21 protein-coding genes are annotated in these 24,020 nt (G+C 59.2%); 6 read left to right on the top strand and 15 right to left on the bottom strand.

Features of this window, described 5'->3' with window-relative positions:
• Nucleotides 1-163 precede the first annotated feature (163 nt).
• Nucleotides 164-841, top strand: coding sequence for a FadR/GntR family transcriptional regulator (locus BG455_RS10830; protein WP_245735532.1), 678 nt, complete (start codon nucleotides 164-166; stop codon nucleotides 839-841).
• Nucleotides 842-1,050: 209 nt separating this feature from the next.
• Here BG455_RS10830 and BG455_RS10825 read toward each other — a convergent pair whose 3' ends face one another.
• On the bottom strand, nucleotides 1,051-1,737 hold the full coding sequence (locus BG455_RS10825) for a fumarylacetoacetate hydrolase family protein (RefSeq protein ID WP_071470025.1): 687 nt from the start codon (nucleotides 1,735-1,737) through the stop codon (nucleotides 1,051-1,053).
• Nucleotides 1,738-1,845: 108 nt separating this feature from the next.
• On the opposite strand from BG455_RS10825, the gene BG455_RS10820 reads away from it, so the two are divergent.
• Nucleotides 1,846-2,559, top strand: coding sequence for a FadR/GntR family transcriptional regulator (locus BG455_RS10820; protein WP_071470024.1), 714 nt, complete (start codon nucleotides 1,846-1,848; stop codon nucleotides 2,557-2,559).
• A 205-nt stretch (nucleotides 2,560-2,764) separates the two neighbouring features.
• On the opposite strand, the gene BG455_RS10815 is transcribed toward BG455_RS10820, so the two are convergent.
• Nucleotides 2,765-3,640, bottom strand: coding sequence for a hypothetical protein (locus tag BG455_RS10815; protein ID WP_143079923.1), 876 nt, complete (start codon nucleotides 3,638-3,640; stop codon nucleotides 2,765-2,767).
• A 53-nt stretch (nucleotides 3,641-3,693) separates the two neighbouring features.
• Entirely contained in the window at nucleotides 3,694-4,386 is a 693-nt protein-coding gene (locus BG455_RS10810) for a hypothetical protein (RefSeq protein ID WP_071470022.1), read from the bottom strand.
• Between the two features lie 49 nt (nucleotides 4,387-4,435).
• Between BG455_RS10810 and BG455_RS10805 the strand changes: the two genes are divergently transcribed.
• Nucleotides 4,436-5,461: a hypothetical protein gene (locus BG455_RS10805; protein ID WP_111361333.1), complete on the top strand. Its 1,026-nt coding sequence runs from the start codon at nucleotides 4,436-4,438 to the stop codon at nucleotides 5,459-5,461.
• 5 nt (nucleotides 5,462-5,466) lie between these two features.
• Here BG455_RS10805 and BG455_RS10800 read toward each other — a convergent pair whose 3' ends face one another.
• The 10 genes from BG455_RS10800 to BG455_RS10755 all read right to left on the bottom strand — a co-directional run bounded on the left by BG455_RS10800 (nucleotide 5,467) and on the right by BG455_RS10755 (nucleotide 15,968).
• Nucleotides 5,467-6,075 carry a hypothetical protein gene (locus tag BG455_RS10800; protein WP_143079922.1) on the bottom strand — a complete coding sequence of 203 codons (609 nt, stop codon included), beginning with the start codon at nucleotides 6,073-6,075 and terminating at the stop codon, nucleotides 5,467-5,469.
• Between the two features lie 231 nt (nucleotides 6,076-6,306).
• Nucleotides 6,307-7,296 (bottom strand): alpha/beta hydrolase, encoded by a 990-nt coding sequence (locus BG455_RS10795; RefSeq protein ID WP_071470019.1) that lies wholly within the window; start codon nucleotides 7,294-7,296, stop codon nucleotides 6,307-6,309.
• Nucleotides 7,297-7,298: 2 nt separating this feature from the next.
• Nucleotides 7,299-8,288 (bottom strand): NAD(P)H-quinone oxidoreductase, encoded by a 990-nt coding sequence (locus tag BG455_RS10790; protein WP_071470018.1) that lies wholly within the window; start codon nucleotides 8,286-8,288, stop codon nucleotides 7,299-7,301.
• Nucleotides 8,289-8,373: 85 nt separating this feature from the next.
• Nucleotides 8,374-9,426: a TRAP transporter substrate-binding protein gene (locus tag BG455_RS10785; RefSeq protein WP_071470017.1), complete on the bottom strand. Its 1,053-nt coding sequence runs from the start codon at nucleotides 9,424-9,426 to the stop codon at nucleotides 8,374-8,376.
• A 36-nt stretch (nucleotides 9,427-9,462) separates the two neighbouring features.
• Complete coding sequence (locus tag BG455_RS10780; protein WP_071470016.1) at nucleotides 9,463-10,770, bottom strand: TRAP transporter large permease; 1,308 nt, start codon at nucleotides 10,768-10,770, stop codon at nucleotides 9,463-9,465.
• Nucleotides 10,770-11,300 carry a TRAP transporter small permease subunit gene (locus BG455_RS10775; RefSeq protein WP_071470015.1) on the bottom strand — a complete coding sequence of 177 codons (531 nt, stop codon included), beginning with the start codon at nucleotides 11,298-11,300 and terminating at the stop codon, nucleotides 10,770-10,772. The genes BG455_RS10780 and BG455_RS10775 overlap by 1 nt, the downstream gene beginning before the upstream one ends.
• The gene (locus BG455_RS10770) at nucleotides 11,297-12,346 is read right to left on the bottom strand and encodes a phosphotransferase family protein (protein ID WP_071470014.1); all 1,050 of its coding nucleotides are present in this window, start codon (nucleotides 12,344-12,346) and stop codon (nucleotides 11,297-11,299) included. Before BG455_RS10770 ends, BG455_RS10775 begins: the two co-directional genes overlap by 4 nt.
• Complete coding sequence (locus BG455_RS10765; RefSeq protein ID WP_071470013.1) at nucleotides 12,343-13,923, bottom strand: AMP-binding protein; 1,581 nt, start codon at nucleotides 13,921-13,923, stop codon at nucleotides 12,343-12,345. Before BG455_RS10765 ends, BG455_RS10770 begins: the two co-directional genes overlap by 4 nt.
• Before the next feature lie 34 nt (nucleotides 13,924-13,957).
• Nucleotides 13,958-15,166, bottom strand: coding sequence for an acyl-CoA dehydrogenase family protein (locus BG455_RS10760; RefSeq protein ID WP_071470012.1), 1,209 nt, complete (start codon nucleotides 15,164-15,166; stop codon nucleotides 13,958-13,960).
• 10 nt (nucleotides 15,167-15,176) lie between these two features.
• Nucleotides 15,177-15,968 (bottom strand): SDR family NAD(P)-dependent oxidoreductase, encoded by a 792-nt coding sequence (locus tag BG455_RS10755; RefSeq protein ID WP_245735531.1) that lies wholly within the window; start codon nucleotides 15,966-15,968, stop codon nucleotides 15,177-15,179.
• An 84-nt stretch (nucleotides 15,969-16,052) separates the two neighbouring features.
• Between BG455_RS10755 and BG455_RS10750 the strand changes: the two genes are divergently transcribed.
• A complete protein-coding gene (locus BG455_RS10750; RefSeq protein WP_245735530.1) occupies nucleotides 16,053-16,802 on the top strand; it encodes a TetR/AcrR family transcriptional regulator in 750 nt (249 codons plus the stop codon).
• A gap of 222 nt (nucleotides 16,803-17,024) precedes the next feature.
• On the opposite strand, the gene BG455_RS10745 is transcribed toward BG455_RS10750, so the two are convergent.
• Together BG455_RS10745 and BG455_RS10740 are read right to left on the bottom strand one after the other, a co-directional pair.
• A complete protein-coding gene (locus tag BG455_RS10745) occupies nucleotides 17,025-17,204 on the bottom strand; it encodes a hypothetical protein (protein ID WP_071470011.1) in 180 nt (59 codons plus the stop codon).
• A gap of 147 nt (nucleotides 17,205-17,351) precedes the next feature.
• Complete coding sequence (locus tag BG455_RS10740; protein ID WP_245735529.1) at nucleotides 17,352-18,833, bottom strand: gamma-glutamyltransferase family protein; 1,482 nt, start codon at nucleotides 18,831-18,833, stop codon at nucleotides 17,352-17,354.
• Nucleotides 18,834-19,376: 543 nt separating this feature from the next.
• Between BG455_RS10740 and BG455_RS10735 the strand changes: the two genes are divergently transcribed.
• Together BG455_RS10735 and BG455_RS10730 are read left to right on the top strand one after the other, a co-directional pair.
• The gene (locus BG455_RS10735; protein ID WP_071470009.1) at nucleotides 19,377-20,600 is read left to right on the top strand and encodes an efflux RND transporter periplasmic adaptor subunit; all 1,224 of its coding nucleotides are present in this window, start codon (nucleotides 19,377-19,379) and stop codon (nucleotides 20,598-20,600) included.
• A 10-nt stretch (nucleotides 20,601-20,610) separates the two neighbouring features.
• On the top strand, nucleotides 20,611-23,754 hold the full coding sequence (locus BG455_RS10730; protein ID WP_071470008.1) for an efflux RND transporter permease subunit: 3,144 nt from the start codon (nucleotides 20,611-20,613) through the stop codon (nucleotides 23,752-23,754).
• Nucleotides 23,755-24,020: the final 266 nt, after the last annotated feature.

The raw sequence follows: 24,020 nt of genomic DNA, 5'->3' as shown, positions 1-24,020 counted from the left end.
GACTGACATCGACCTTTGACAAACCGGCCTGGCAGTGTAGACAGATTTGGCCTTGGCCAATGAATGTGTGGTGCACCAATCTTGTGCCGCTTATAGGTACGCTAACGGGGTTTCTGCCTTCTGCCTAGGATTTAAATATAACCAATACGGGGATTGGTCGTAAGTGGATATCACCGGCGCACAGCGGCTTGCTGAACAGATCAAGGCGTATATTGCAGCGGAACGGTTCAACCATAACGACCGCCTGCCGCCCGAACGGGTGCTAAGCCAACACTTTAACGTAACACGGGGAGAGTTGCGCAAAGCCCTGGCAGAGTTGGAAAAAGACAGGCTGATCTGGCGTCACGTCGGGCGCGGCACATTCATCGGTGCACAGCCCGTGCTGAATCTGGCCGATGCGGCCTATCTGGGTGAGCTTGCAAGCCCCGCGCAGGTTATCGTGGCACGGATGGTTATTGAACCGGATCTGGCACGATTGGCCGCGATCTACGGCACATCATCGGATTTCGACAGAATCATTTCCTGCAAAGAGCGGTGTCAGGCGGCCACCGATTGGCGCAGCTATGAAGCCTGGGACAACAACCTTCACTATGCCATCGCCAAGGCGACACATAACAAATTGCTGGTTTATTTTTTCGATATCCTGAATGTCGTCAGACGCTCGACCGTTTGGGGGCAATCCAGATCGAACAAGATGCCGCCCCCCGATCACCCCAGTTTTTCAGAGCATGATGCCATCTGCGCTGCCATCTTGGCACGGGATGCCACGCTCGCATCACAGTTGATGTCCGATCATCTGGTGTCAGTCCGCGACAGGGTGCTGCCAGCATTGGGGGGATGACCGCCATCTGCCGCGTGCTTGCCCCCCCGACATAAGCCCCCGAAAAGGAAGCGCGCGGGCGCGGAGTTTGGACGACTTACACAAGCCGCGCGGCGGCCTGCGGCCTTACTCCACACAAGGGGTGCAGCCCAGTCGCCCAAATGCCCCGCACACCCGAGCGTTAACTTTGCCCGCCGCGCACAAGCCGCACCCCCATAACAGGTGGCGAATTAAATAACTGTCACGGTCAAATCGCCAACACCTTCGACATGGCATTCCATCACGTCGCCGCGCACGACCGCACCAACACCTGACGGGGTTCCTGTCATGATCACATCGCCAGCGGCCAGCTCGAAGAAATCAGACAGATACGAGATCATCTCGGGCACTTTCCAGATCATCTGGTTCAGATCACCTGTCTGTTTCGGTGTGCCATTGACCTTCAGCTGCACCAAGCCTGCTGACGGATGGCCCACGTCTGACACAGGGCGCAGCGCGCTGACAGGCGCGGAGTCTTCAAAAGCCTTGCCAATTTCCCATGGGCGGCCCATTTCCTTGGCCACACCCTGAAGGTCACGCCGCGTCATATCCAGCCCAAGGCCATAGCCCCAGACATGGCCCAAGGCCTGATCCAACGGGATATTCTTTCCCCCGGATTTCAGCGCAACGATCATTTCGATCTCATGATGCACATCGCCGGTCTGGGGCGGGTAAGGAAACGTGTCGCCTGTGGTCAGATTGTTCGGGTTTTTCTGAAAGAAGAACGGCGCCTCGCGGTCGGGGTCGTGGCCCATCTCGATGGCATGCGCCGCATAATTGCGCCCGATGCAATAGACGCGCCGGACGGGGAAAAGCGCATCGGACCCTTCAATCGGCAGGGTTACCACAGGCGGCGGGCTGAACGCGTAATTTGGCATGGGCAAATGTCTCCTTTATAGGCTGAACCTCTTGATCACAGATTTGAATGGACAGATCAATCAGGATCAATCTGGACAGACTTAACCAATTCCAGTATTGACTAAACCATGCCAGACCATATGACCCTGCCACAGAAATCCGCGCCTGATCATGGTGTTTCCGAAAGTTCCGGTCTGGCGCAATTGCGCGCCTATATTGCCGACCGATCCTTCAAACCCGGAGAGCGCCTGCCATCGGAACGGGTGCTGTGTACCGATCTGGGCCTGAACCGCGCGGTGCTGCGGCGGGCCTTGCAGGTGCTGGAGCAAGAAAACCGCATTTGGCGCCATGTCGGAAAAGGCACCTTCCTGACCGAGGTGGACCCCGCCGCAGCACCGCCAGATGCCATAAGCCAACTTGCAAGGCAGGTTAGCCCTGCCGATGTGTTTCGTGCCCGCGCAACGCTGGAACCCGCCATTGCCCGAGAGGCGGCGCTGCATGCCTCGGCATCCGACATTGCCAAGATGCGGTTGAATGTCGAACGTGTCGCGCAGGTTGGCACATGGCGGGAATATGAAGCGCTGGACAATGACTTTCACCGTTTGATCGCGGAAAGCACTGGCTCTACCTCTCTGCTTGCGCTGTTTGACCAGTTGAACACGTTGCGGCGTATGGTCTCTTGGGGGCGCATGGTTCGCACCGGCCCCCGCCCGCAGGCCGAACACAAAAGCTTCGCGGAACATGCCAGAATCATCGAAGAAATCGCCCTGCGTGACCCGGATGCGGCGCAGGGGGCGATGCGCATGCATTTGCGCTCGGTGGAAAAGCGGCTGTTGGGGTAACCCGCCGTGAGTGTGCCGATTGTCGCCTTCGAGGTGCCACCGCCATAGCCGCCCATCGTGGCTGTCGTGATATTCGGTGACTGTTGCCCTGACCATTCCCAGCATTGTGGGCACAGGAAACTGCAATATCGAACGTGTCGCAGAAGCGCTTGGCCTGTCGGTCAAGCAGCTTCAGCGGCAACTGGCCAGCGCAACACCGCGCCGCCTAAGTTTCGCGGCGCTGCTCCGCGCGCGGGAAAATCCACGCGGTCACGAATTTTGTAACCGATATCAGGACCGCGAAGATGGTTATCAAGGCTGCAAGCATTGGGCTGGACGTGACCCGATCAATCCAGTTCGGCCTGATGATTGTGGGTTTGTCCGCCCCGAGGAAACGGATCGACAGCGCGGGCCTTCCAACAGATGTCAATCCGACAACCCGAAATGCATCCGCACGGTCTGCAAAGAAAATGTGGCCGAAACTCTGCATGGATATATGCGCGGGTTGCCGTGACGCCCGACTGGTATCTATCAAAGCAATCGCCTCGCCTTGGCGCAAGAACCCCGATTTCACCACTTCTGTGCCACGGATGCTTGGCCAGAACCACCTGAACAATTCGCGTATTTCAAATTGCCCTGACAACAGCAAACCGCGCTCGCCACTCTCGGCGGTTTTGCCAACAGTGATATATCCGAACCACGACAAAGCACCGATCGTCTGCCAGGTTTCCCGATCAACCAAGACAAGCGTCCCTTCGGGGTAGGTTTGCGAACGTATGACACGGATCATCAACCCGCCATCCGTGCCGACCGAGACATCTGCTTCCCCATCCCGGCCCCACTCTATAAATCCGGTTTGCGACTGGCTGATGTTGAACAAACGCGCATCGCAAGGGCCATCCCCGCGCGGTATGGTCAGGTCACGTTGCGGGCGCGTCAGGCAGACGGGCGATGTATCGATCGGCCAAGCCTCTGTATCACCTCCGAATTTAATGCCAGCCCAGCGGGTTTCCGCCTCGATAATAAGGGTCCGGTCACTGCCCAGACCACTTGCCAGCGCAATCAGAAACCCCATTGTCACGCCGATGACCAGAAACGCCAAAGATAGTTTTCGGACCTGGTCCAATCTGAAAATGACAAGGTGAATATCGTGCTTCATGGGTGCAGCCGGGCTGTCATTGGCAGGCCAAGTTCACCTGCCCGAATGGGGTAAATTACCAAATCAGATGCAGAGGGCGACGCAACGGGATCAAGGTCTACGGTGCAGCGCATGTCAAAGGCTGTGCGGATCGGGGCGTTCACAGGCTCGCACGCGATCTCTTCGCCATTCCACAAGACAAATGCCTCTTCGGACCGAAACGTATTCAGGAAGACCGACACGCGCACATGTTCTGCTGGTGCGCCAATCTCGACAGGTATTGCAAGCGCCTGTTCGCGTGGCAGATCGCAAGAGCCTTTCGTTGCAAGTGCCGTAATCGCATCGCTCTCGGCGCGTTGTGCCAGCGAGTTCCAGAATTGCGGCTTGCGAGAGCTGAATTCCAGCCTGACGGTTTGCGCGCCATGCAGCTGTGGCACATCATAGCTTGCCTGCGCCTCGTACAGCGCATCGACACTGACAACCCGCAGGCACACACTGTCATGGGACCAGCCATAAGGAACCTGAAGCAGGAAATCCGGTCCCGCGGCTTGCACCTCGGCGCCTGCCCGCATGATACCGACAATGCGTGCGCCTGAAATCGCTGGGCTGGCTCTGAGTTCCTCAATTATATTCGCTTGATCCGGAAGAAGCGTTGAAAAGCTGACAGGCTCTTGCGCATATGCTGGAGTAAAGAAAAAAGGGATTGCCATGAAAGAAATCTGTCGCATCTTTGCTCTCGTACTGTCAGCTGCAACTTTCATGTTAGTGATTAGCAGCGCCTCGTCAAACCCTGTATTCGCACAGATTGTCCGCGTCGAGAGCGGGCCGGAGGTTGGACATGGGTTCGTGCTGCGGCATGGGGGCGTCTGTTATTTGATTACGCCGCGCCATGTGACTGGCAGCCGCCGCATAGCGACGGTCAAGACAGCATCGCCCATGCGCAGCGCCAGTGCCACTATGGAAAGCCCGTTCTGGGATGACATGGATCTGGCCATCGGCACAGTCCGCGCCGAAGGGTTGGGGGACTATTGTCGCACCCCCCTGACGCAGTTTGACCAAAGCCTTGAAGTGGATGCCGGACAGCCGATGCATTTGCTGCGCCTGCGCGACACCGGAGAAGTAGAGCGCAGTGCGCTGGAGTTCGAAGACGCCCGCTATCTGACATTCAAGGCCCGCATGGCGCGGCAGGAAGATGCGTTCTTTCGCGGAACATCTGGCGCTTTCGCCTTTGTCGGGGACCGGCCTATGGGCATGGTGGTGACAACGACTGATGGCCAAGAGGGGCAGTTCATTCGCATCGAAGAACTGTATCAGAATGTCGCGCGTTGGGTCCAGCGCAGCGTGCGCTTTGTCGGCACTGCGCCAAGCGCGGATACAGCGCCACTTGTGGACGGCATGCGGATTGTGCTGCACTCTGTCACCCAGCCGCCCCTGAACAGCAACACTGCGCCCGAAAACATGCGGCAGGAGGGCGCATATGTCTTTCCTGCTGGTCGCAACCAGATCATTTTCCGAATTCCCGGTGTGAACCCGGGGGCATTGGCCCGCATCGATTTGCGGTCAGACCCGGACGCCGATTACGCGCTGCCGCGACTGATCCGCGTCGAAGTCAGCACAGCCGCCGAGCCGACAGCGGGCTGGCGCCACTTTGCCGAAGCTGAAATGGCACCTGATGGTGTGTTTACCATCAATCGCTCGGCACAACTGGCGCGGTGGGTGCGCTTTACAATAGAAACAGCGCAGGATTTCGGGCCCATTGGCATCGAGGCTGTCTTGATGCGATAACGTGATCACGGCACCGGCACACGGAAACGCACATTGGCGACTTGCCCGCCGCCGCCGATGCTGATCTCACCAGCAAGCTGCCCCTGATTGTCGATCGCGATTTCCTGCCAGCGTGACAATTGGTAGATCCATGCGCCGTTCGGTGTATGCCGGAACAGACACCCCTGCGCATTCCGGAAACATGTCCTCTCGGCATCGTATCCGGTAATTTGGGTAATCCAGATAAACTCGCCTTGGGAATTTGGCTCAGACCCCCAGTTTCTGGAAACAGAACGATAGTTCTGGTCAGGTGATCCGTTGTTTTGGAACACAATTTCCATGCGCGGATTGCTTTTGAACCAAGCCAGCATCGCAAGATGGCGGAATTCCGGATCTGGACTGTTCACGCCAAACTCTATCGCAATATCGCGCAACACCACATCGCCTGACTCGATCATGATCTCCATGGCGCGGCGTGCGATAGCCGGGTCAGGATCGGCCAGCAGTTCGTCATACGGGTTTGGCTGTGACTGCTCTGCCTCAATCTGCGCGCGAATATCCTCGACAGACAGGGACTGCGCCGCAGCCTGCATGCTTGACATTGCCAGGATGATGGGCAGGACGATATTCTTCATATTCACTCCAAAGGTCATTCAAAAACCCTAGTCTGTCGCCAAGACTGAAAGATTTCAACCACTTTGAACAGGTGACCGCCTCTGCGATATGGTCATTTTCTAAGCGTGCCGGTGATGCTGGCATCAAGACCCGCGCTTGCGACCGTCACCTCGGGGCGCGTGGGTACACAAGCAGGCGCGCTCCAGTGTGACCGCGGAATTTGTCAGGTGTCGTCGTAACCGCGCCGCGGTTTACAAAGCACCCTCCCGCTCTTGCTGGGGTGACGGGCGGTTTATGCGTCGCAAGAATGCGGCGACCTGCGCAAACAAGGCCGGCGCGCGATGTTCAGCATTTATGAAATGCGTGCCGTCTGCGATCTCGATATAAGCGCGGTCTGGCGCGCCAAGGCGGTCAAACACCCCAAGCGCGTCTTGGCGTGTAGAGGTTGGGTCTTGCGCGCCCCGAATAAGCAATGTCGGGCATGTTATGTCAGCCGGATCGTAGATACTGCGGCCGTTAAAGCACTCCCACAAATCCAGAAACGTGCCATTGGGCACCCGAAACGCAGGCGAAGGGGCAAGCATGCTTGCGCCATCATCTGCGATCGATGCCTCGACCAAGGCAGTCAGGGCACTCTCACAGCGCCAGTCTGCCCCTGCCGGAATCTGGGAATCCCAACGCTCTGTGGTGTCGGCCATGGTCACAAGGCGGAACGGTGCAAGCTGGCGCAAGCGCTGGGGGTCCGCAGGATCGGCCAGCATGTCGATCCAGCCTTGATTGCGCTGTGCGAAAATCGGAGCATAGAGCACCAGTGCATTCACCAAGCCCTGCATGGTTTGGGCGACATAGCGCGCCGTGGTCAGCGTCCCCCAAGACCAGCCAACCAGAGAGACGGGCACACCCCCATGCCGCGCCGAAATCCAGTCTACAGCATCCGCGATGTCTTCAATCGCTTCCGCGCCTGTCGCATAGGGCCGCGCGGGCGGAAAGGCGCAAGGCTGGGACAAGCCATAACCCCGGATATCGAGCGCATATGCGCAAAAGCCGGACTGCGCGACATCTTGCAACCAGTTCAGCCCCGGATGCGGGATATCGAATATCCGCCCTGAAAATGTGGCCCCATGAACAAAAAGAACAGGGGGGCCAGCACCATAGCGCCGCAATGCCAGATTCAGGCCAGGCTGGTGGCGCGATGCTATCTGGAATTTATGCGATAGATCATGTGCGCGCCAATCCGGCATTGTCAGCTGACCTTCAGAACAATCTTGCCGATATTTGCAGAGCTTTCCATCCTTGCATGCGCTTGTGCCGCGTCCACCAAGGGAAATACGCTGTCCATCACCGGGGCGATGGCTTTGCTTTCCAGATGCGGCCAAACTTCGGCTTCCAAAGCCCGAGCGATTTTTGCTTTCGCTGCAAGGGATTGGGGGCGCAAGGTCGATCCCGTTACAGTAAGCCGCCGCGTCATCACCTGCATCAGATCCACAGTGACTTTCGAGCCTTGTAGAAAGGCAATCTGCACCAAGCGCCCATCCATCGCCAAAGCATCAAGATTGCGCTGTATATAATCACCGCCGACCATGTCCAGGATAAGGTTTGCCCCCTGTTCGGCGCGCATGACGTCCACATAGTCGGTATGGGTGTAGTTCACCGCACGCTCTGCGCCAAGTGACAGGCAAGCGGCGCATTTCTCGTCAGACCCAGCAGTGGCAAAGACCCTTGCCCCGCGCAGGCGCGCCAGTTGAATAGCCGTGGTGCCAATGCCTGATGCACCGCCATGAACCAGAAAACGCTCTCCTGCCTGCAAATTGCCGCGCATAAAAACATTCGTCCAGACAGTGAAATATGTTTCGCAAAGCCCCGCCGCAGCGTCCATTCCCATGCCGCGCGGAACCGGCAACGCCTGATCGGCGGCTGTCACGGCATATTCCGCATAGCCGCCACCGGGCAAAAGCGCCGTCACTGCATCGCCTTCTTTCCAACGCGTCACATTGCGCCCGATCGCAGCGACATATCCCGATGCCTCTAGGCCCGGCAGTGGTGATGCATCTGGCGGCGGCGCATAATTGCCCGCCCGTTGAAGCGCGTCCGGACGGTTGACACCCGCATGGTCGATGCGGATCAGAATCTGGCCTTCGCCCGGTTCAGGCACGGGTAATGTGACTGGGCGAAGCACGTCAGGGCCGCCATAGGCACTGATTTCAACGGCTGTCATGCTGCTGGGCAAAGTCATAGAATCCTCATGTTTTTCAGGAACCGGAAACACGAGGGCCATGGATATGGCCCCCGTGACGTTCAAACGACAGCACAGGGCTTGATCAGCTGCGGCCCGTTACGCGCAAAAACTCGTGCAGCATTTCACCCAGACGCCCCGAATATTGCGGGTCTTGCGCAGAGAAGTCATCGACAACTTCCAGCGATGCCATGCGCAGATTGTTAAGGGCCTCTTCGTCCAACTGGACCAGTTCGCCATCCATCTCGTTCACGAATTGCTGCTTGAACTGAATGTCGCGGTACAGGAAATGCGCCGCTGCTTCCGCCGAAGTGGCGCGCACAACCTCATTCACGACGGCTTTCAAATCGTCGCCAATAGCATTCCAGGCATTCATGCCGACCATTACCTCGCCGTTCAAATGGCCCAACAGATCCGGCTCGATGATATGGCGGCAGACTTCCTGAAAATTCATGCCCCAGGCAGTCGCGGTAGACCCCCAATGCGCCCCGTCCACAACACCTGTTTGCAGCGCCTGATACAATTCGCCACCCGGAACCGCGACTGGCGACGCGCCCATTTTCGCAAGCACAAGACCCGCCGCCCCGGTCGAGCGTACGGGCCAACCCGCGAAATCTGCGGTGGTGCGCAGGGGGCGATTGCTCCACAATGTAAGGCCAGAATATGAAATTGGCCCGACCTGGTGGACACCCTGCTCTGCATATGCTTCGCGGATGACATCTATCGCACCCATCTCATAGTAGAAGATGTCCATCTCTTCATGGCTGTTCCAAGCCCCGATGTGACCATTCAGATGGCCCGCAGCAGGAACGCGCCCGATCCAGTATGCCGGATAGATGAAAGCACTTTCCAACAGCCCACGGCGCACGGCATTCAGAACCTCGCCTGTCGGAACAATTGCATCTGGTGCATATGGTTCTACTGTCAGCTCTCCTCCGGTCGCTGCAGTGATGCGGTTGCAAAACCGCACGAACACTTCGTCATAATACCAGTTTCCTGATGGCCAATGCGTTTGCATACGCCACACAGTGCGCGCCTGCGCAATTGCGGGTGGGGCGGCAAGCGCCACACCTGCCGCCGCGCCCGCAGATGCGGCAAAAAACGCCCTGCGCGATACGGGTTGTGTCTTGTCTGTCATGGTCTTCTCCTCCTCTGGTGGTATCTCCGCAGGCCCTTATCGGCGCACGGGGAGATCTGTGAAACTCGTCAGCAATCCCGGAAACAGGAAGAGCATTATTCCTGTTGCCATCATCAGGAAAAAGTATGGAAGGATCGCCCGATATATTTCGACGATCGGGGTCTGGGGACTGAGTGTTTTCAGATAGAACAGGTTGTATCCGAAGGGCGGCGATATGTAGCCGATGCACAGGTTCAGCTGGAACAGAATACAAAACCAGATCGGATCGTAGCCCAAGGTCAGCACGATCGGAAAAAAGATCGGCAAAACCAGCAGGATAATCCCGACCGGGTCCAGGAACATGCCCAGTATCAGCGTGATCAACTGCATCAGTACAATCATCATCCAAGGCTCTATTTCCAGCCCCAGCAAATAGCTTTGCATAAACCGTGTTCCGCCGCCGCCGCCATAGACCGCGACAAAGGCCGACGCCCCGAATACAATCCAGATCACCATGCCTGTCATGCGAGCCGTATCGGCGCAGACGCCGCGAAGATAGCTCCAGCTTAACTCACGGCGGATTGCGACAGACAGGATCACCGCCGCCGCGCCCACGGCGGCAGCTTCTGTCGGTGTGGCAATGCCCGCAAAGATCGACACCAAAACCGACACAATCACAACCAACGGCAAAATAACGGCCCGCAGCGAGCGTATCCGCTCTGACAAAGGTGCCAAAGTCTCGGACCCGGGGGCCAATGCGGGGTTCAGACGGCTTCGGATTGCGATATAGGCGATGAACATGCCAAGCAGCAGCAAACCGGCGATCAGCCCGCCCATGAACAGCCGCCCCACAGATTGCCCCGTCTGAAGCCCAATCAGGATAAGCGTGATCGAGGGCGGAATCATGATCCCCAGCGTCCCCGATGCCCCGATCGTGCCCAGGACGAAGCGGCGGTCATATCCGCGTTTGTCCATTGCAGGAATACCGACAAGACCTGTCGTGACAGTGGACGCCGCGCAGCTTCCTGTCATCGCTGAAAGGGTCGCGGCAAAACCTGATGTTCCCATCAACAGCCCGCCCGGTGTGCGGCCTGACCATAGGTAGAATGACTGATACAGATCATTCGCTATGCGCGATCGGGCCAGCGCGACACCGATGAAAACAAAAAGCGGGATGGCCGATAGCAGGATCGACCACATCGATCCGAACATGGTGGACACAATCGTGAACATACCATTGGGGCCAAAGGTCAGCAGACCGAACACCACAGCGGTTCCACCCAATGCAAAGGTCAGCGAAACCCCAAGCACGATTGCGATCAGCAACATGCTGAACATACCGATCGTCAGCAGTTCAGGTGTCATTATGTGGTGCTCCTGATATTGTCTTCGCGGCCGACATCGGCATTCGGGTTGACGATAAGAATAAGCGATCTGATAGCTTCCACGACGCCCTGTAGCGTGATCATCAAGACACCCAGAAACATCGCAAATTTGACCGGCCACATGGGGTGGCGCAGCGCGCTGTCATCAACCTCGTTGAAGCGCCAGCTGTCTTCAAAGAACCAGAAAGCTTCCCAAGACAGAACACCCCCCCACAAAATGAGGAAGGACACATTTACAAGGTCCAGAAAGGCGCGGCCACGCGGCGGGGCGGCATTAAGCAAGATGTCCACACGGACATGATCTTTGCGCAAAAGCGTATAGGCACCGACAAGCACAAAGTATGACCCGAAGATGCGCTGTGTATAGCCATGCGCCCAAAGCGTTGGCTGGCCAAAAATATAGCGGGCAACAACCTCGTAGCACAGCACGACTATACCAACGAGGATCAGCAGGCTGATCGCCTTGCCGATGGCCGTGTTCAGTTTATCAATCCCCTTTAGCAGGATCATTGCGCGGCCCCCTCTGATTTCAGTGCGGCATCAATCACCTCGATCGCGCGATGGGCAAAGCGTTCTGCCAAGGGCGCAAGGTCTGCGGCTTCGCTGGATGCCGCAGACCCGCTGCGCGCACGATCTGCAATTCCAACGAAAATCACTGCAAAGCGAAACAGGGCAAAGGCCACATGAAACGGTGCAAGCGGCGCTGTGGGCAGGGCATGGGCATGGTATTCTGCCTCGAACGCGGCGCGCTCCGGTATGCCTGCGCCGCGCCAGTCTGTACCCAGCAGCCCGCCATATTCATCGGGCGCGCTGTGCCATGGGATCACGCAAAACCCCAGATCAGCCAGAGGGTGGCCAAGCGTGGACAACTCCCAATCCAGAACGCCGATTACACGGGGTTCTGTCGGGTGGAACATCAGGTTCCCGATCCTGAAATCCCCATGCGCTATCGACACAGCGCCATCATCTGCAGGCATATTGGCAGGCAACCATTCCACCAGCCGGTCCAGATCGGCAATGCGCGGCCCTGTCGAGGCCGCATATTGCCCGCTCCAGCGTGTGATCTGGCGCGCAAAATAGTTTCCGGGGCGTCCATAATCGGCCAGCCCCAAAGCCTCGGGGCGCAAGGCATGCAAACGCGCAAGCGTGCGCGCCATGTCCAGATACATCTCGTGACGCTCTGATGCAGAGACGTCAGGTAGCGCCGCATTGTCGAATACCCGACCTTCAAGCCGTTCCATGACATAAAAAGGTGCGCCCAGAACCGCCGCGTCTTCTTCCAGCCACAGCGCCTTGGGGACAGGGACATCACTGTCTTGCAAGGCGCGCAGCACGCGAAATTCCCGCTCTATCGCATGGGCGCCGGGCAATATTGGTCCATGCGGTTTCATGCGCAAGACCAGCCGCGCATCGCCCCAATCGACAAACCAAGTGGGGTTGGATTGCCCGCCCCCAATCCGGTGCAGGACAGGCAGGCCAGAGGCGGGACTGCGCGCTGCCAGCCACGCAGCCAGCGCGGCGATATCAAGCGCGTGGTTATCGGTTTGGGTTGTCATTGCGGCCCCCGATCGCGGGCAATGCGCAGCGCGTCTTTGCGCAACAGGAATTTCTGAATTTTGCCCGTTGCCGTGCGCGGCAAGGGGCCAAAGACGAAATGTCGGGGCCGCTTGAACCCTGCAAGCCTCTCGCGGCAGAACTGGTCAAGCGCATCAGCTGTCAGCGAACTGCCATCCACAAGCTCGACAAAAGCCCAAGGTGTCTCGCCCCATTTGGCATGCGGGGCTGCAACCACGGCGGTCAGGCGGATGTCGGGATGCTGGTAAAGCGTCTTTTCCACCTCAAGGCTTGAGATATTCTCGCCACCTGAAATGATGATATCCTTCGCACGGTCCCTGATCTCGATCTGGCCATCGGGGTGCATCACAGCAAGGTCGCCGGAATGGAAGACCCCCCCGCGAAAGGCCGCAGCCGTTGCTTCTGGGTCGCGGTAATATCCGGCCATAACTGTATTTCCGGCCAGAACTATCTCGCCAAGGGTCTGGCCATCAGCCGGTACATCGCAGCCAGACTCGTCCACAACCCGCGCGCGGCCCGCTGTCATATGGCGTCGGCCCTGCCGCGCCATCAGCGCCGCCCGCGTTTCAATGTCAGACACATCGCCCGGGTCATTCAGGGTGGCCGGACCATAGCTTTCCGTCAGGCCATAAAGATGGGCAATATCGAAGCCAAGTTTTGACAGCCCCGCCAGCAAGGCAGGGGTTGGCGCGGACCCGCCTGTGGTAATCCGCACCCGCACCGGCGATGGCTCGGTCGCGTGCTCCAGCAACATATATAGAACCACGGGTGCGCAGCTCATATGGGTGACGGCATGGGCTTGGATGGCATCGGTGATCAAGCGCGGCTTGACCTTGTCAAGGCAGATATGCGTGGCCCCCGCTGCAGTCACCGCCCAGGCATGGCACCAGCCGTTGCAATGAAACATCGGCAGCGTCCAGAGGTAGCGGCTATGTTCATTCACCCCCAGCGCCAAAACAGACCCCAGAGCATTCAGGTAAGCCCCCCGATGGGTGTAGACGACGCCTTTGGGCTTGCCCGTTGTCCCAGAGGTGTAATTCAGGCTGATCGGTTGGCCTTCATCGGCAATACCGACCGCAAAATCCATATCCGGCACGGACCCTGAAAACAGATCAAGCCCATCACCTGCACCGGGTGCGCTGCACAGCCGTGTGACAGGCGTATCACAGCCTGCAAGCGCCATTTCGGTTTCCGGCGCGCATAGCACGATCCGGCTGTCCGCATGGTCCAGAATATATCCAAGGTCGTTGGGTTCCAGCCGTGTATTCAGCGTGTTAAGCACGGCACCCAAAGCAGGGATCGCAAAATGTGCCGCCACCATTTCAGGGCGGTTGGGCAGCATCACAGAAACGACGTCACCCGCGCCAACACCTTGTGCGCGCAGATACCCCACAAGCCGTGCGACAATGCTGCCAAATTCCGCGTAAGTCCACGAATGGTCCCCCCAGATCACCCCCACGCGCTCGCCATAAAACTCTAGCGTCCGGTCCAAAAGGTCCAGTGGTGTCAATGGCCGGAAATTGGCGTCTGATGACGCCAGATGCTTCATACTCAACATGCTTGGCCCTCCCCCTTGTTCTGAACCGTCACGCCTATTGCTGACTGATATCCCAGTGCCAGAAATTGTGTTTTTCATCGGCCAGATGGCGGTTCAGGACCATCTGATGAACCTCATCCGCGCCATCAACCAGACGGGCCTGCCGCGCATATCGGTAAATCCATTCCAACACGGTATCTTGCGAGTAGCCGCGCGCACCGTTGATCTGGATTGCCACATCCGCGGCCTTGTGCAGCAGGTTCGCCACATGGATTTTGGCCATCGACACTTCCTTGCGCGCGAAACGGCCCTGATCAAGTTCCCAAGCCGCCTTCATCACCAGCAAGCGCCCCATCTCGATTCCCATGGCCAGATCGCCCAGTTTGATCTGGATGCTCTCGCGCTCGGACAGGCGCACGCCAAATCCGTGCCGGTTTTCGGCATATTCGCGCGCAATTTCGGTGCAGCGCTTTGCAAGGCCAAGCCAGCGCATGCAATGAGTCAGCCGCGCAGGGCCAAGCCGCATCTGGGTCACCTTCAGCCCCAGCCCTTCGCCCATGATGACCCGATCGGCGGGAAGCTCCATATCTTCGTAAATGATTTCACAATGCCCGCCATGTTCTTCCGGCCCCATGATGGGAATCCGGCGGTCGATCCGCCAGTTCGCGTCGTCACGGTGGTGCAAGAATGCGGTCAGACCACGGCGCGGATCATCTGATGTGCGCGCGATAAGCAGAAAATGGGCGGCATCCTCGGCACCTGTGATGAACCACTTGCGCCCCCGGATCACATATTTGTCGCCTGCTTTGCGCGCAGTGGTCAACATCATTCCCGGATCAGACCCCCCACCCGGATGCGGCTCTGTCATCGCAAAAGAGGATCGGACCTGCCCCGCCACGATTGGCGCCAGCCAGCGTTCCTTTTGCGCGGGCGTGGCAGCTTGCTCCAGCACCATCATATTGCCATCATCCGGCGCGGCAGAGTTGAAGACAACAGGCCCGAAAATCGAGCGGTTCATTTCCTCATAGCAGACGGCCATGCCCATCTTGCCCAAACCCTGCCCACCCGTCTCGGGTTTGAGCTGCAGACACCACAGCCCCTCGGCCCGCGCCTTCTCTCGCAGGGCCTCCAGCCAGTCGATGGCAATGTTGTCGTGGCTGTCCCACGCCTCGCGCCGCACCTCGACCGGAAGGATCTCATCATCGACAAAGCGTGCGATCCGTGTACGAAACTCCTCGACTCTTGGGGAGATGCAGAAATCCATAGAAACCCTTTCAGAGAGATGAAACCAGATGGCCGCCATCGACCACAATTTCGGTTCCTGTCATGAAGCGTCCAAGATCAGACGCCAGAAGCAACAGCGCACCATCCAGATCTTCCGGCTGCCCCAGTCGCCGCTGCGGAACACGCCGGATCAGCGCTTTGCCCGCGTCAGTGGCAAAGAAGTCGCGGTTCAGATCCGTCTCGATATACCCCGGACACAGGGCATTCACGCGAATCCCATGGCGCGCCCATTCCAGCGCCATGGCGCGCGTCAGATGCACCAATCCGGCCTTGGATGCAGCATAGGCCGCAACCTGCCCCGACACCCGAAACCCGAGAATAGACGCGATATTGACAATACTGCCCCCCTGCCCCTGTGCGGCCATATTGGCAGCGGCGGTGCGGGCGACATGAAACGACCCTTTCAGGTTGGTATCGATGACCTTGTCGATAATCGCGGCATCATGATCGAACGCACTGGCTGAAACAGCAATGCCTGCATTGTTGATAACAATGTCGAACACCTTGTCTGCCAGCGCCTGCGAAACGCCTTGTGCATCTGTCACATCAAGGCTTAGGGGCGTTGCGCTGCCGCCAGCTTCCTCAATGCTTTCACACAGCGCCGCAACCTTGTCAGCGCGCCGCGCCGCCGCAGTGACATGAACGCCATTTCGCGCAAGAAGTTTTGCGAAATGCGCACCCAGCCCCGCAGATGCCCCTGTTACAAGGGCTTTGCACCCCTTCAGCCCCGGCCAATGTTCCACACCTGCATCGGTCACGATATTCAGGGCCTCCCTTCCCAAAAAATCGATCGATCGTTCGATAGATTAGGTTTACAGTTAAGATCACTCTTGTGGCAAGAAGTTTTTACATGCAAATCTGAGGACATGATGCAGAATGCACCGCACCTTGAAGATGCCGCCAGTTGCAGCGGCTTTGAACTGACAACCGAGGGGCTGTGCCGGTCGATCCTTGCACGGCATCAGGACACGATCTGTGTACGCAAAAGCGCCATCGCTGTCCCGCGCCTCAAACGGATTCTCGAAGCGGCACTGGACTTGTCAAACCGAGGCGGCTTTCAGGCCATGTCGTTACGCGATCTGTCGCGCGCATCTGGGCTGTCCACGGGCGGGCTTTATGCCTATTTCGACAGCAAGACGACACTGCTCAAGATGATCCTGCTTGAGGTGACAGATCTTGTGCAACGCGTTCTGGGGCGCCCCCCCGCAACGCTCGCCGCAGACCCTGTCGCGCATCTCAGATGGCTTATCGACACGCATCTTCACCTGACCGAAGCGCTGCTGCCGTGGTTTACCTTTGCCTTTATGGAAGCAAAGAACTTCCCCCCCGCCGAACGCCGGATCGCTGTCGATAGCGAAGCGCTGACCGAACGCTTGTTTGCAGAAGTCATCGAGCGTGGCACGAAAATGGGGGTCTTCCGGAGTGACACCTCGCCTTTGCTGCCCGCGATCATCAAACCACTGTTGCAGGAATGGTATGTAAAGCGGGCAAAATACCGGCGACGGGGCGTCGCCATCGAAACCTATAGCGCAACGGTCCAGGGACTGGTCTTAAGCGCGTGCCTGTCAGATAGGCCAGGCCAACCCTCCGGATCTCGACAAGTTCAAGGAAGTTAATGGGATATTAAGATGTGACCAATGGTCCGAAATTTCGCGACCACTTCTGTTGTCCGCAATGACCGAACTCTTGCCATCGTCCTCAGGCGTTCCGCGTCATTTTGGGCGTGCTTTCAATGCATTCTGGCGCATCTGCCGCAAGGTCCGATGAAGTGCGCAAATCAGCTTTTCTTCAAAGACATCGCGCCTGACCACGCGGGCGCCATAGGTCCGGCCGCTGGCCTAAAAGGTCTTGCCAATGGCGGTGCCGAGCTTCGCCTCAAGGATTGTCTGGTCGCTGATGGGGCGATTCAGCCATGCATGGAAGCCCGAGCGCGAGACTTCCAGAACATCGCACAGCCAACTGACCGGGCAGACGTGCCGTTGCTTCGCGATGAAAGCGAACTTCACGTCTTCGGGCATTCACTCGGACCGATGGCAGTCATGTCTTTACATGAGCGTGACACCCCAGCCGGTCGGGCCTGTGGGCGGGAATACCGGCCGAACAACCGCGCAACTGCGTGCGCTGCGGTTTGTCTTGTCCTGAACCCCCTTGCCGCGCGGGAAAACCTATTCGCGCGGATCATGCCATGCCCTGCATCCGGCACGGCCCAAGGTTGCGATCCCTGCCTGCCCCGCAATCGGACTATGCGCAGCGATAAGGCTTATCTCATGCCCGCGCGCCTTCAGCTCTGCGATGACTTCGGGCGCGACATCGGCTTCAAGTTTCAGGCTGTCACGACTGTCGGAAAACGTGCGCCCCAGCAAAAAGCGCGGGGCCGCAAGCGCGTGTTCGGGCGGTTGGGAAAAATCGATCAATCGCGTCAGAAGCATGCTTAGGGTTTGGGGCTGTCCGTCCGCGCCTTGGGTGCCATAGACGAATTTCGGCTTGCCACCCGCAAGTGCGATACCGGGGTTGAGCGTATAGAATGGCAGTTTTCCCGGCGCAAAGGCATTGGGATGGGCGGGATCACTGCTGAACGCCGCGCCCCTGTTTTGCCAGATAATACCGGTATCGCCCGCAATTACCCCGCTTCCCCAGTCGAAATAGGTGCTTTGCAGCACGCTTGCGGCATTCCCCTGTTCATCGACCGCCCCGATAAACACTGTATCGCCATGTTGCCACACATGTGGCCAAGGCAGCGCTTCTTGAACCGCGATGTTCTGGGCAAGCTGCGCCAATCTGTCATGTGACAGCCATTCCGATGTCATCTCGCGCGCATCGGTTGTGTCTGAAATTTGGTGGCGGGTCAGGAACGCCCGCTTGGTCGCCTCGACGCACAAATGTATATGGTCGGCGCTGCCGGGCTGGAGTGAGGCCAGATCGAAATGCGACAAAAGCCCCATAATCTGCAAAGTGGTCACCCCCTGTGTCGGCACAGGGGGGGCCAACAAGGTCATGTCACGATATGTCAGCGCAAGCGGCGCTGCCTCTTGTGTTGTGGTGCGCGCCAGATCTTCGGGGCCAATGACGACGCCTTCTGCCCGCAACCCCTCGACGATCCGCTGTGCGAGTGCGCCGCGATAAAACTCTGCGGCCCCCTTCTCGGCAATCTGGCGCAGACTGGTTTCCAGCGCGGGCTGGCGCAGCAGAGAACCTGCTTGCAATGGTTGGCCTTGATCCATGAAGATGGCGGCAAAGCCGGGCCACGCGCCTGCTTCGGCTGCGCGGAAATCTCCCCAAAAGGCTTGGGACTTCGACACCTCAATGCCCTGCCCCGCCAAGCTGATGGCTGGTGCCAACAGGTCTTCCCAATGGGCCTGTCCGCCCAAATGGGTTTTGGCATAGTTGAACGCATGGTCCCAGCCATCGACCACTGCGGCCGTTGTCAGCACCGAACCCGGCCCCCGAAGTGGAAACGGGCCTTGGGGCATGGGCCTGTCAATGCCTTGGCCAATTGCCATGAAACTGCGCTGACGGCCTTGGTGATCGACCACCAGCCAGACAGCATCGCCGCCCAAGCCACAAAAATGCGGCATCACCACTGTTAAAACGGCACCCGCGGCAATAACCGCCTCGGGGGCTGTGCCGCCTTGGTTCAGAACCGCCATTCCCGCCGCTGTTGCAAGCGGGTGCGGAGTGGTCAGCGCACCGCTCATGCGGCGCTATGGGCTGGCGCGGGGACGAAAGCCGTCAGACCCGTTGAGGAGATGGAGGTGAAAGTCAAACTCACTTGGCGACCGTCCTATGCGATATTTTTCGTGTGATCAGGGGTTTTCGTAACTTGTTCACCGGATGGCTGACTTTGGCAAGGCCGGTGAGAAACGACTCTCCGAATTTCTCATGGGGTGCATCGGCAGCACAGCGGCGGGGTTTTATCGCCTCTCGCCCCCAATTCGGCAGCAGGGTCACGGCGGATGATCTGCTATTTTGCTTTTCTCATACCCGCCCCCCGCAGAATCCGCGGTATGACAGCACACAGCATGCGCCCTTAATCGGGCAGCATGCCCTATTTGTTTGCATGCTGCGGACTTGGTTCCCAAACCATGCATCTCTTGGGGAAAAAAGATAACGTCCCTGTGTCCTGACTTCCTTTTTCCAAGAAATGCTCTAGGACCAAGGGTCTAACAGAATGACAGGGTGGTGGTGGCACGATGAAGCTGATCAAGACAGCACTTATCTGTTTGGGGCTTCTGGTCGCAGGCGTTTTGGGGTGGGCAGTTTTCCTGCCCGGGGCGCACCCCGTGTTGGAGCGGGCAGGCCTGCTTGCCCCCATGCGCGCATTGGGCCTGCCCATCGCTGAAAACGGCGGCGCTGGCGGCGGCGGTGGGTTTGGGGGCCGTGGCGGGGGCGAGGTGCGTGTCGTGGGCCAGCAGGTTGTCATGGCCGAAGCTGTCAGCCGCGTTGTCGCCATAGGCACGGCCCGGCCGCAGCGCAGCGTCATGCTGACAACCGAGGTGGCGGGCACATTGGAAGAGGTGCTGATCCAGTCCGGCGACTGGGTCGATGCAGGCACACAGGTTGCGCAGATCAATGCCGATATGCAGCAGCTGTCGCTGGCGCGCGCACAACTTGGCCTGCGCGATGCGCAGGCGCGCGCAGACAGGGTTGCCCAGCTTCGCCAAAGCGGATCGGCAACGCAGGTCCAGATTGACGAAGCCGAACTGGCCCTAAACCGCGCCGAGCTGGATATCCGCGATGCCGAACTTGAATTGCGTCGCAGACAGGTGGTCGCGCCCATCTCTGGCTGGGTCGGGATCATCGCCGCAGAACCGGGCAACCAGCTTCCTGCCAATGGCGAGATTTCACGGCTGGATGATCGCCGCAAGCTTCTGATGGAATTCGAGGTGTCCGAGCAATTCGTGGGCCAGATCGGCGTGGGCGATGATCTGGAGGTCAGCCCCCTGTCACGCGGCCATGAAATGCTGACAGGGCGGGTCCGGGCATTGGATGCCCGCGTGGACGACGCCAACCGCACCCTGCGCATTCAGGGCGAGATTGACAATGAAGGCGACCGTCTGCGCCCGGGCATGGCTTTTCGCATCGCAGTGCCCCTTGCAGGAGAGGTTTTGCCACTGGTGGACCCTCTCGCCATTCAATGGGACAGAGGGGGCGCGTTTGTCTGGGCAGTCGATGACGAAGGCCGCGCGCAGCGCGTCAGCGTCGGTATCGCGCAGCGCCGCGATGATGCTGTCCTCGTGCGCGCTGACCTGACCGAGGGGCAGGTCGTCGTGCTGGAAGGTGTGCAAAGCCTTCGGCCCGGCGCGGCAGTCGATGTCAGCGACCTGCGCCCTGCCCCTGTCGCAACGCCGGAAGATGCCCCGCAGGAAGCGGCGCGGCAGCTCACAGATACCGAAGATTCCACCCCCGACATTTGAAGGGCGACACATGCCAGCCGATACCAGCGATAGGGACAAGGACGAACTGCGTCAGGTGGCGCGATCGGGTATCGCGCTATTCGTGCGCCGGCCCATTCTGGCCTTCGTCTTCAGCGCTTTAATCGTGATCGCGGGGCTTGCTGCCCTGTTTGCCGTGGAAGTGCGCGAATTGCCCAATGTGGACCGTCCGGTGGTCACCATCTCGACCGGGTTCAGTGGCGCGGGACCGGAATCCATTGACCGCGAAGTGACCAGCCGCATCGAAGGCGCAGTCGGGCGCGTGGCGGGGGTGCAATCCATATCCTCGACCTCGCGCTTCGGGAATTCGCGTGTGGTGGCCGAATTCAGCGATGCCACCGATATTGACGTGGCCGCAACCGATATCCGCGACGCAATCGGGCGCATCCGCAATGCACTGCCCGACGGTGTGGACGAGCCGCGCATCATCAAGGCAGACTCGGATTCCGATGCCGTCATGCGGATCAGCGTCACCTCGCGCGCGCGCTCGGTGCAAGACCTGACGCGGCTGGTCGAGGATTTGGTTGAAGATCGGTTAATCTCGGCCCCCGGCGTGGCCGATCTGCAAGTTTTCGGTGCGCGCGAAGCGATTTTTCGCGTCGATATCGACATGCTGGAACTGGCCGCGCGCGGCCTGAGCATTGCCGATATCCGCGAGGCGCTGCGCAATGTCTCGTTTGATGTGCCCGCAGGCGCGCTGTCCAATGACCGCCAGAGCATTCAGGTGCGCACCACTGCCAATGTCCAGACCCCTGCGGCCTTTGAAGCGCTTGTGCTGCGCAATGATGTTCGCCTTGGGCAGGTCGCCACAGTGACGCTGGGGCCATCGCCGGGCGAAACGATCCTGCGCGCCAATGGGGACACCGGTATCGGCCTTGGCATTATCCGGCAGGCACAAAGCAACACGCTGGATATCTCCAGAAATGTGCGCGCCATCGTGGATGAGGTGCAGCAAATCCTGCCCGAGGATGTGAAAATCTTTGTCACCTCGGACGAGGCAACCTTTGTGGGCGGCGCGATTTCCGAAGTGATCAAGACCCTTAGCATGGCGCTTTTGATCGTGATCGCCACCATCTATCTGTTCCTGCGCGATGCCCGTGCAACGCTTGTTCCCGCCGTGACCCTGCCCATTGCGCTGATCGGCACGCTGGCGGCAGTGTATCTGGCTGGGTTCTCGGTCAATATTCTGACGCTGCTGGCACTGGTGCTGGCAACGGGCATGGTGGTGGATGACGCTATCGTGGTGCTGGAAAACATTGTGCGGCGGCGGGCGCAGGGCTTGGGGGCGCGGGCCGCGGCCGTGCTGGGCACGCGGCAGGTGTTCTTTGCTGTTGTGACAACGACCGCCACGCTTGCAGCGGTCTTTGTGCCGCTGTCCTTCCTGCCGGGGCAGGCAGGGGGCCTGTTTCGGGAATTCGGCTTCACGCTGGCAATGGCGGTGCTTCTCTCCTCGGTTGTGGCGCTGACACTGTGCCCCGTCTTGGCAAGCCTGCTGCTGAAAGGGCAGGAAGGCGGCGAACCTGCCCCACGCGGCCCTGTCGCGCGGTTTGGTGACCGGCTTGCACGCGCCTATAAATCCAGTCTGGAACGCGCCCTTGGTGCGCCCTTCGTGGTGATCCTTGCCGCGCTGGTCTTCGCGGCATCGGGCTGGTTTGCGGCCCAATCCGTGCCGCAGGAACTGACCCCGCCCGAGGACAGGGGTGTGGCCCTTCTCAGCGTGACCGCGCCGCAAGGTGTCTCCATCGACTACACCGATGCCAAAGTCCGCGAGATCGAGGCGACCATCGCGCCTTTGCGCGAAAGCGGCGAGGTGACGAACCTGTTTTCCATCGTGGGGCTGGGGGGCGGCGACAATCGGGCTTTCATGGTCATGACGCTGGCCGACTGGGACCAGCGCACGCGCAGCCAACAAGAGATTGTGGGCCAGATCAATGCCGGGCTGCGCAACATCATCGGTGTGCGCGCCTTTGCGATCCAGCCCAATTCCCTGCGTATCAGGGGTGCAGGGCAAGGGCTGCGCTTTGCCATTCTGGGCAGCAATTACGACGCATTGGCCGATAGCGGGCAGGCACTGGTTGACCGCATGAACGAGGATGCGCGCTTCGGGCAGGTCCGGCTGGATTTCGAGACGACGCAGCCGCAATTGTCCATAGAGGTAGACCGCGAACGCGCGTCTGATCTGGGCGTGAACCTTGATGGTCTGGGCGAGGCGCTACAGGCCATGCTGGATGGCCGCCGCGTAGGCTCGGTCTTTGTGGATGATCGCAGCTTTGACATTCAGATGCTGTCTACCCGAACCCCTGTCCGCGACCCCGGCGATCTGGAAAGCAGCTTTATCCGCACCCAAAGCGGGCAGATGCTGCCACTCTCTGCCTTTATCAGCCTGCAAGAACGCGCGATTGCCCCGCAACTGACCCGCGAAAGCCAGCAGCGCGCGGTTCAGGTAACCGCAAGCCTTGGCGATGCTGTGCCGCTGGGCGTTGCATGGGCCGAGGCGGAACGTCTGGCCGCCGAAATCCTGCCCGGGGATGAGCGGCTGATTCCGCTGGCCGAAGCCGCAACACTGGATGAAACTTCGGGCGGAATTCTGATTGTGTTCGGATTTGCGATTCTGATCGTGTTCCTTGTTCTTGCGGCACAGTTTGAAAGCTTCATCTCTGCCGTGGTGGTTATGGCCACAGTGCCGCTGGGTTTGGCCTGTGCAGCCTTCGCGCTGTTGTTCACAGGGGTCAGTCTGAACATCTATTCCCAGATCGGGCTGGTGCTGCTGGTGGGGATTATGGCCAAAAACGGCATCCTGATTGTCGAATTTGCCAACCAGTTGCGCGACGACGGCGCAGAGGTGCGCGAGGCGATCTTGAACGCCACAACCATCCGGCTGCGCCCTGTAATGATGACCATGTTGTCAACTGTGCTGGGCGGCGTGCCCTTGGTGCTGTCCGTCGGCCCGGGGGCGGAGGCGCGCGAGGCGCTGGGCTGGGTCGTGGTGGGCGGGCTGGGGCTGGCGACCCTTGCCACGCTGTATCTGACCCCGGTTGCCTATCTGCTGCTGGCACGCTTCAGCACGCCGCGTTCGGCGGGTATGGCGCATCTGGAAGCAGAATTGACACGCGCATCCGCGCGCAAAACCATCTAGAGTTCAGCACCTGACAAAAGCTGCGCAATGACAGCATAGAGGGCTCTTCAGACATTGGCGTGATGAGACTAGCCGCGCAGCGTAGGGCCGTGGTGCGGCGATCCGCTCCCCCTGCTACAGCACTTTATGCTGGCAAAATCCGCGTATGATCAAGGCTTTGCGCGTAGCCAAGCCAAATCGCCGTGCCGGGGGACGGCCCGGCGATGCGCGGCGGCGCTACGCGCCTCGACTCCGCGCGAACGGCTGAAAAGTCTCGCAAAACTGAC

The organism is Roseinatronobacter thiooxidans (assembly GCF_001870675.1).
GTDB classification, from domain to species: domain Bacteria; phylum Pseudomonadota; class Alphaproteobacteria; order Rhodobacterales; family Rhodobacteraceae; genus Roseinatronobacter; species Roseinatronobacter thiooxidans.
The sequence above is the reverse complement of the archived record's forward strand: the minus strand, read 5'-3'. Positions and strand labels throughout refer to the sequence as shown.

What these genes read in the sequence shown, in the direction of transcription:
- BG455_RS10810 (WP_071470022.1), bottom strand. Translation starts at nt 4,386, where the DNA reads ATGGCAATCCCTTTTTTCTTTACTCCAGCATATGCGCAAGAGCCTGTC.
- BG455_RS10730 (WP_071470008.1), top strand. Translation starts at nt 20,611, where the DNA reads ATGCCAGCCGATACCAGCGATAGGGACAAGGACGAACTGCGTCAGGTG.
- BG455_RS10740 (WP_245735529.1), bottom strand. Translation starts at nt 18,833, where the DNA reads ATGGCGGTTCTGAACCAAGGCGGCACAGCCCCCGAGGCGGTTATTGCC.
- BG455_RS10820 (WP_071470024.1), top strand. Translation starts at nt 1,846, where the DNA reads ATGCCAGACCATATGACCCTGCCACAGAAATCCGCGCCTGATCATGGT.
- BG455_RS10760 (WP_071470012.1), bottom strand. Translation starts at nt 15,166, where the DNA reads ATGGATTTCTGCATCTCCCCAAGAGTCGAGGAGTTTCGTACACGGATC.
- BG455_RS10735 (WP_071470009.1), top strand. Translation starts at nt 19,377, where the DNA reads ATGAAGCTGATCAAGACAGCACTTATCTGTTTGGGGCTTCTGGTCGCA.
- BG455_RS10825 (WP_071470025.1), bottom strand. Translation starts at nt 1,737, where the DNA reads ATGCCAAATTACGCGTTCAGCCCGCCGCCTGTGGTAACCCTGCCGATT.
- BG455_RS10800 (WP_143079922.1), bottom strand. Translation starts at nt 6,075, where the DNA reads ATGAAGAATATCGTCCTGCCCATCATCCTGGCAATGTCAAGCATGCAG.
- BG455_RS10795 (WP_071470019.1), bottom strand. Translation starts at nt 7,296, where the DNA reads ATGCCGGATTGGCGCGCACATGATCTATCGCATAAATTCCAGATAGCA.
- BG455_RS10770 (WP_071470014.1), bottom strand. Translation starts at nt 12,346, where the DNA reads ATGACAACCCAAACCGATAACCACGCGCTTGATATCGCCGCGCTGGCT.
- BG455_RS10805 (WP_111361333.1), top strand. Translation starts at nt 4,436, where the DNA reads ATGTTAGTGATTAGCAGCGCCTCGTCAAACCCTGTATTCGCACAGATT.
- BG455_RS10790 (WP_071470018.1), bottom strand. Translation starts at nt 8,288, where the DNA reads ATGACTTTGCCCAGCAGCATGACAGCCGTTGAAATCAGTGCCTATGGC.
- BG455_RS10785 (WP_071470017.1), bottom strand. Translation starts at nt 9,426, where the DNA reads ATGACAGACAAGACACAACCCGTATCGCGCAGGGCGTTTTTTGCCGCA.
- BG455_RS10775 (WP_071470015.1), bottom strand. Translation starts at nt 11,300, where the DNA reads ATGATCCTGCTAAAGGGGATTGATAAACTGAACACGGCCATCGGCAAG.
- BG455_RS10745 (WP_071470011.1), bottom strand. Translation starts at nt 17,204, where the DNA reads ATGCCCGAAGACGTGAAGTTCGCTTTCATCGCGAAGCAACGGCACGTC.
- BG455_RS10780 (WP_071470016.1), bottom strand. Translation starts at nt 10,770, where the DNA reads ATGACACCTGAACTGCTGACGATCGGTATGTTCAGCATGTTGCTGATC.
- BG455_RS10765 (WP_071470013.1), bottom strand. Translation starts at nt 13,923, where the DNA reads ATGTTGAGTATGAAGCATCTGGCGTCATCAGACGCCAATTTCCGGCCA.
- BG455_RS10750 (WP_245735530.1), top strand. Translation starts at nt 16,053, where the DNA reads ATGATGCAGAATGCACCGCACCTTGAAGATGCCGCCAGTTGCAGCGGC.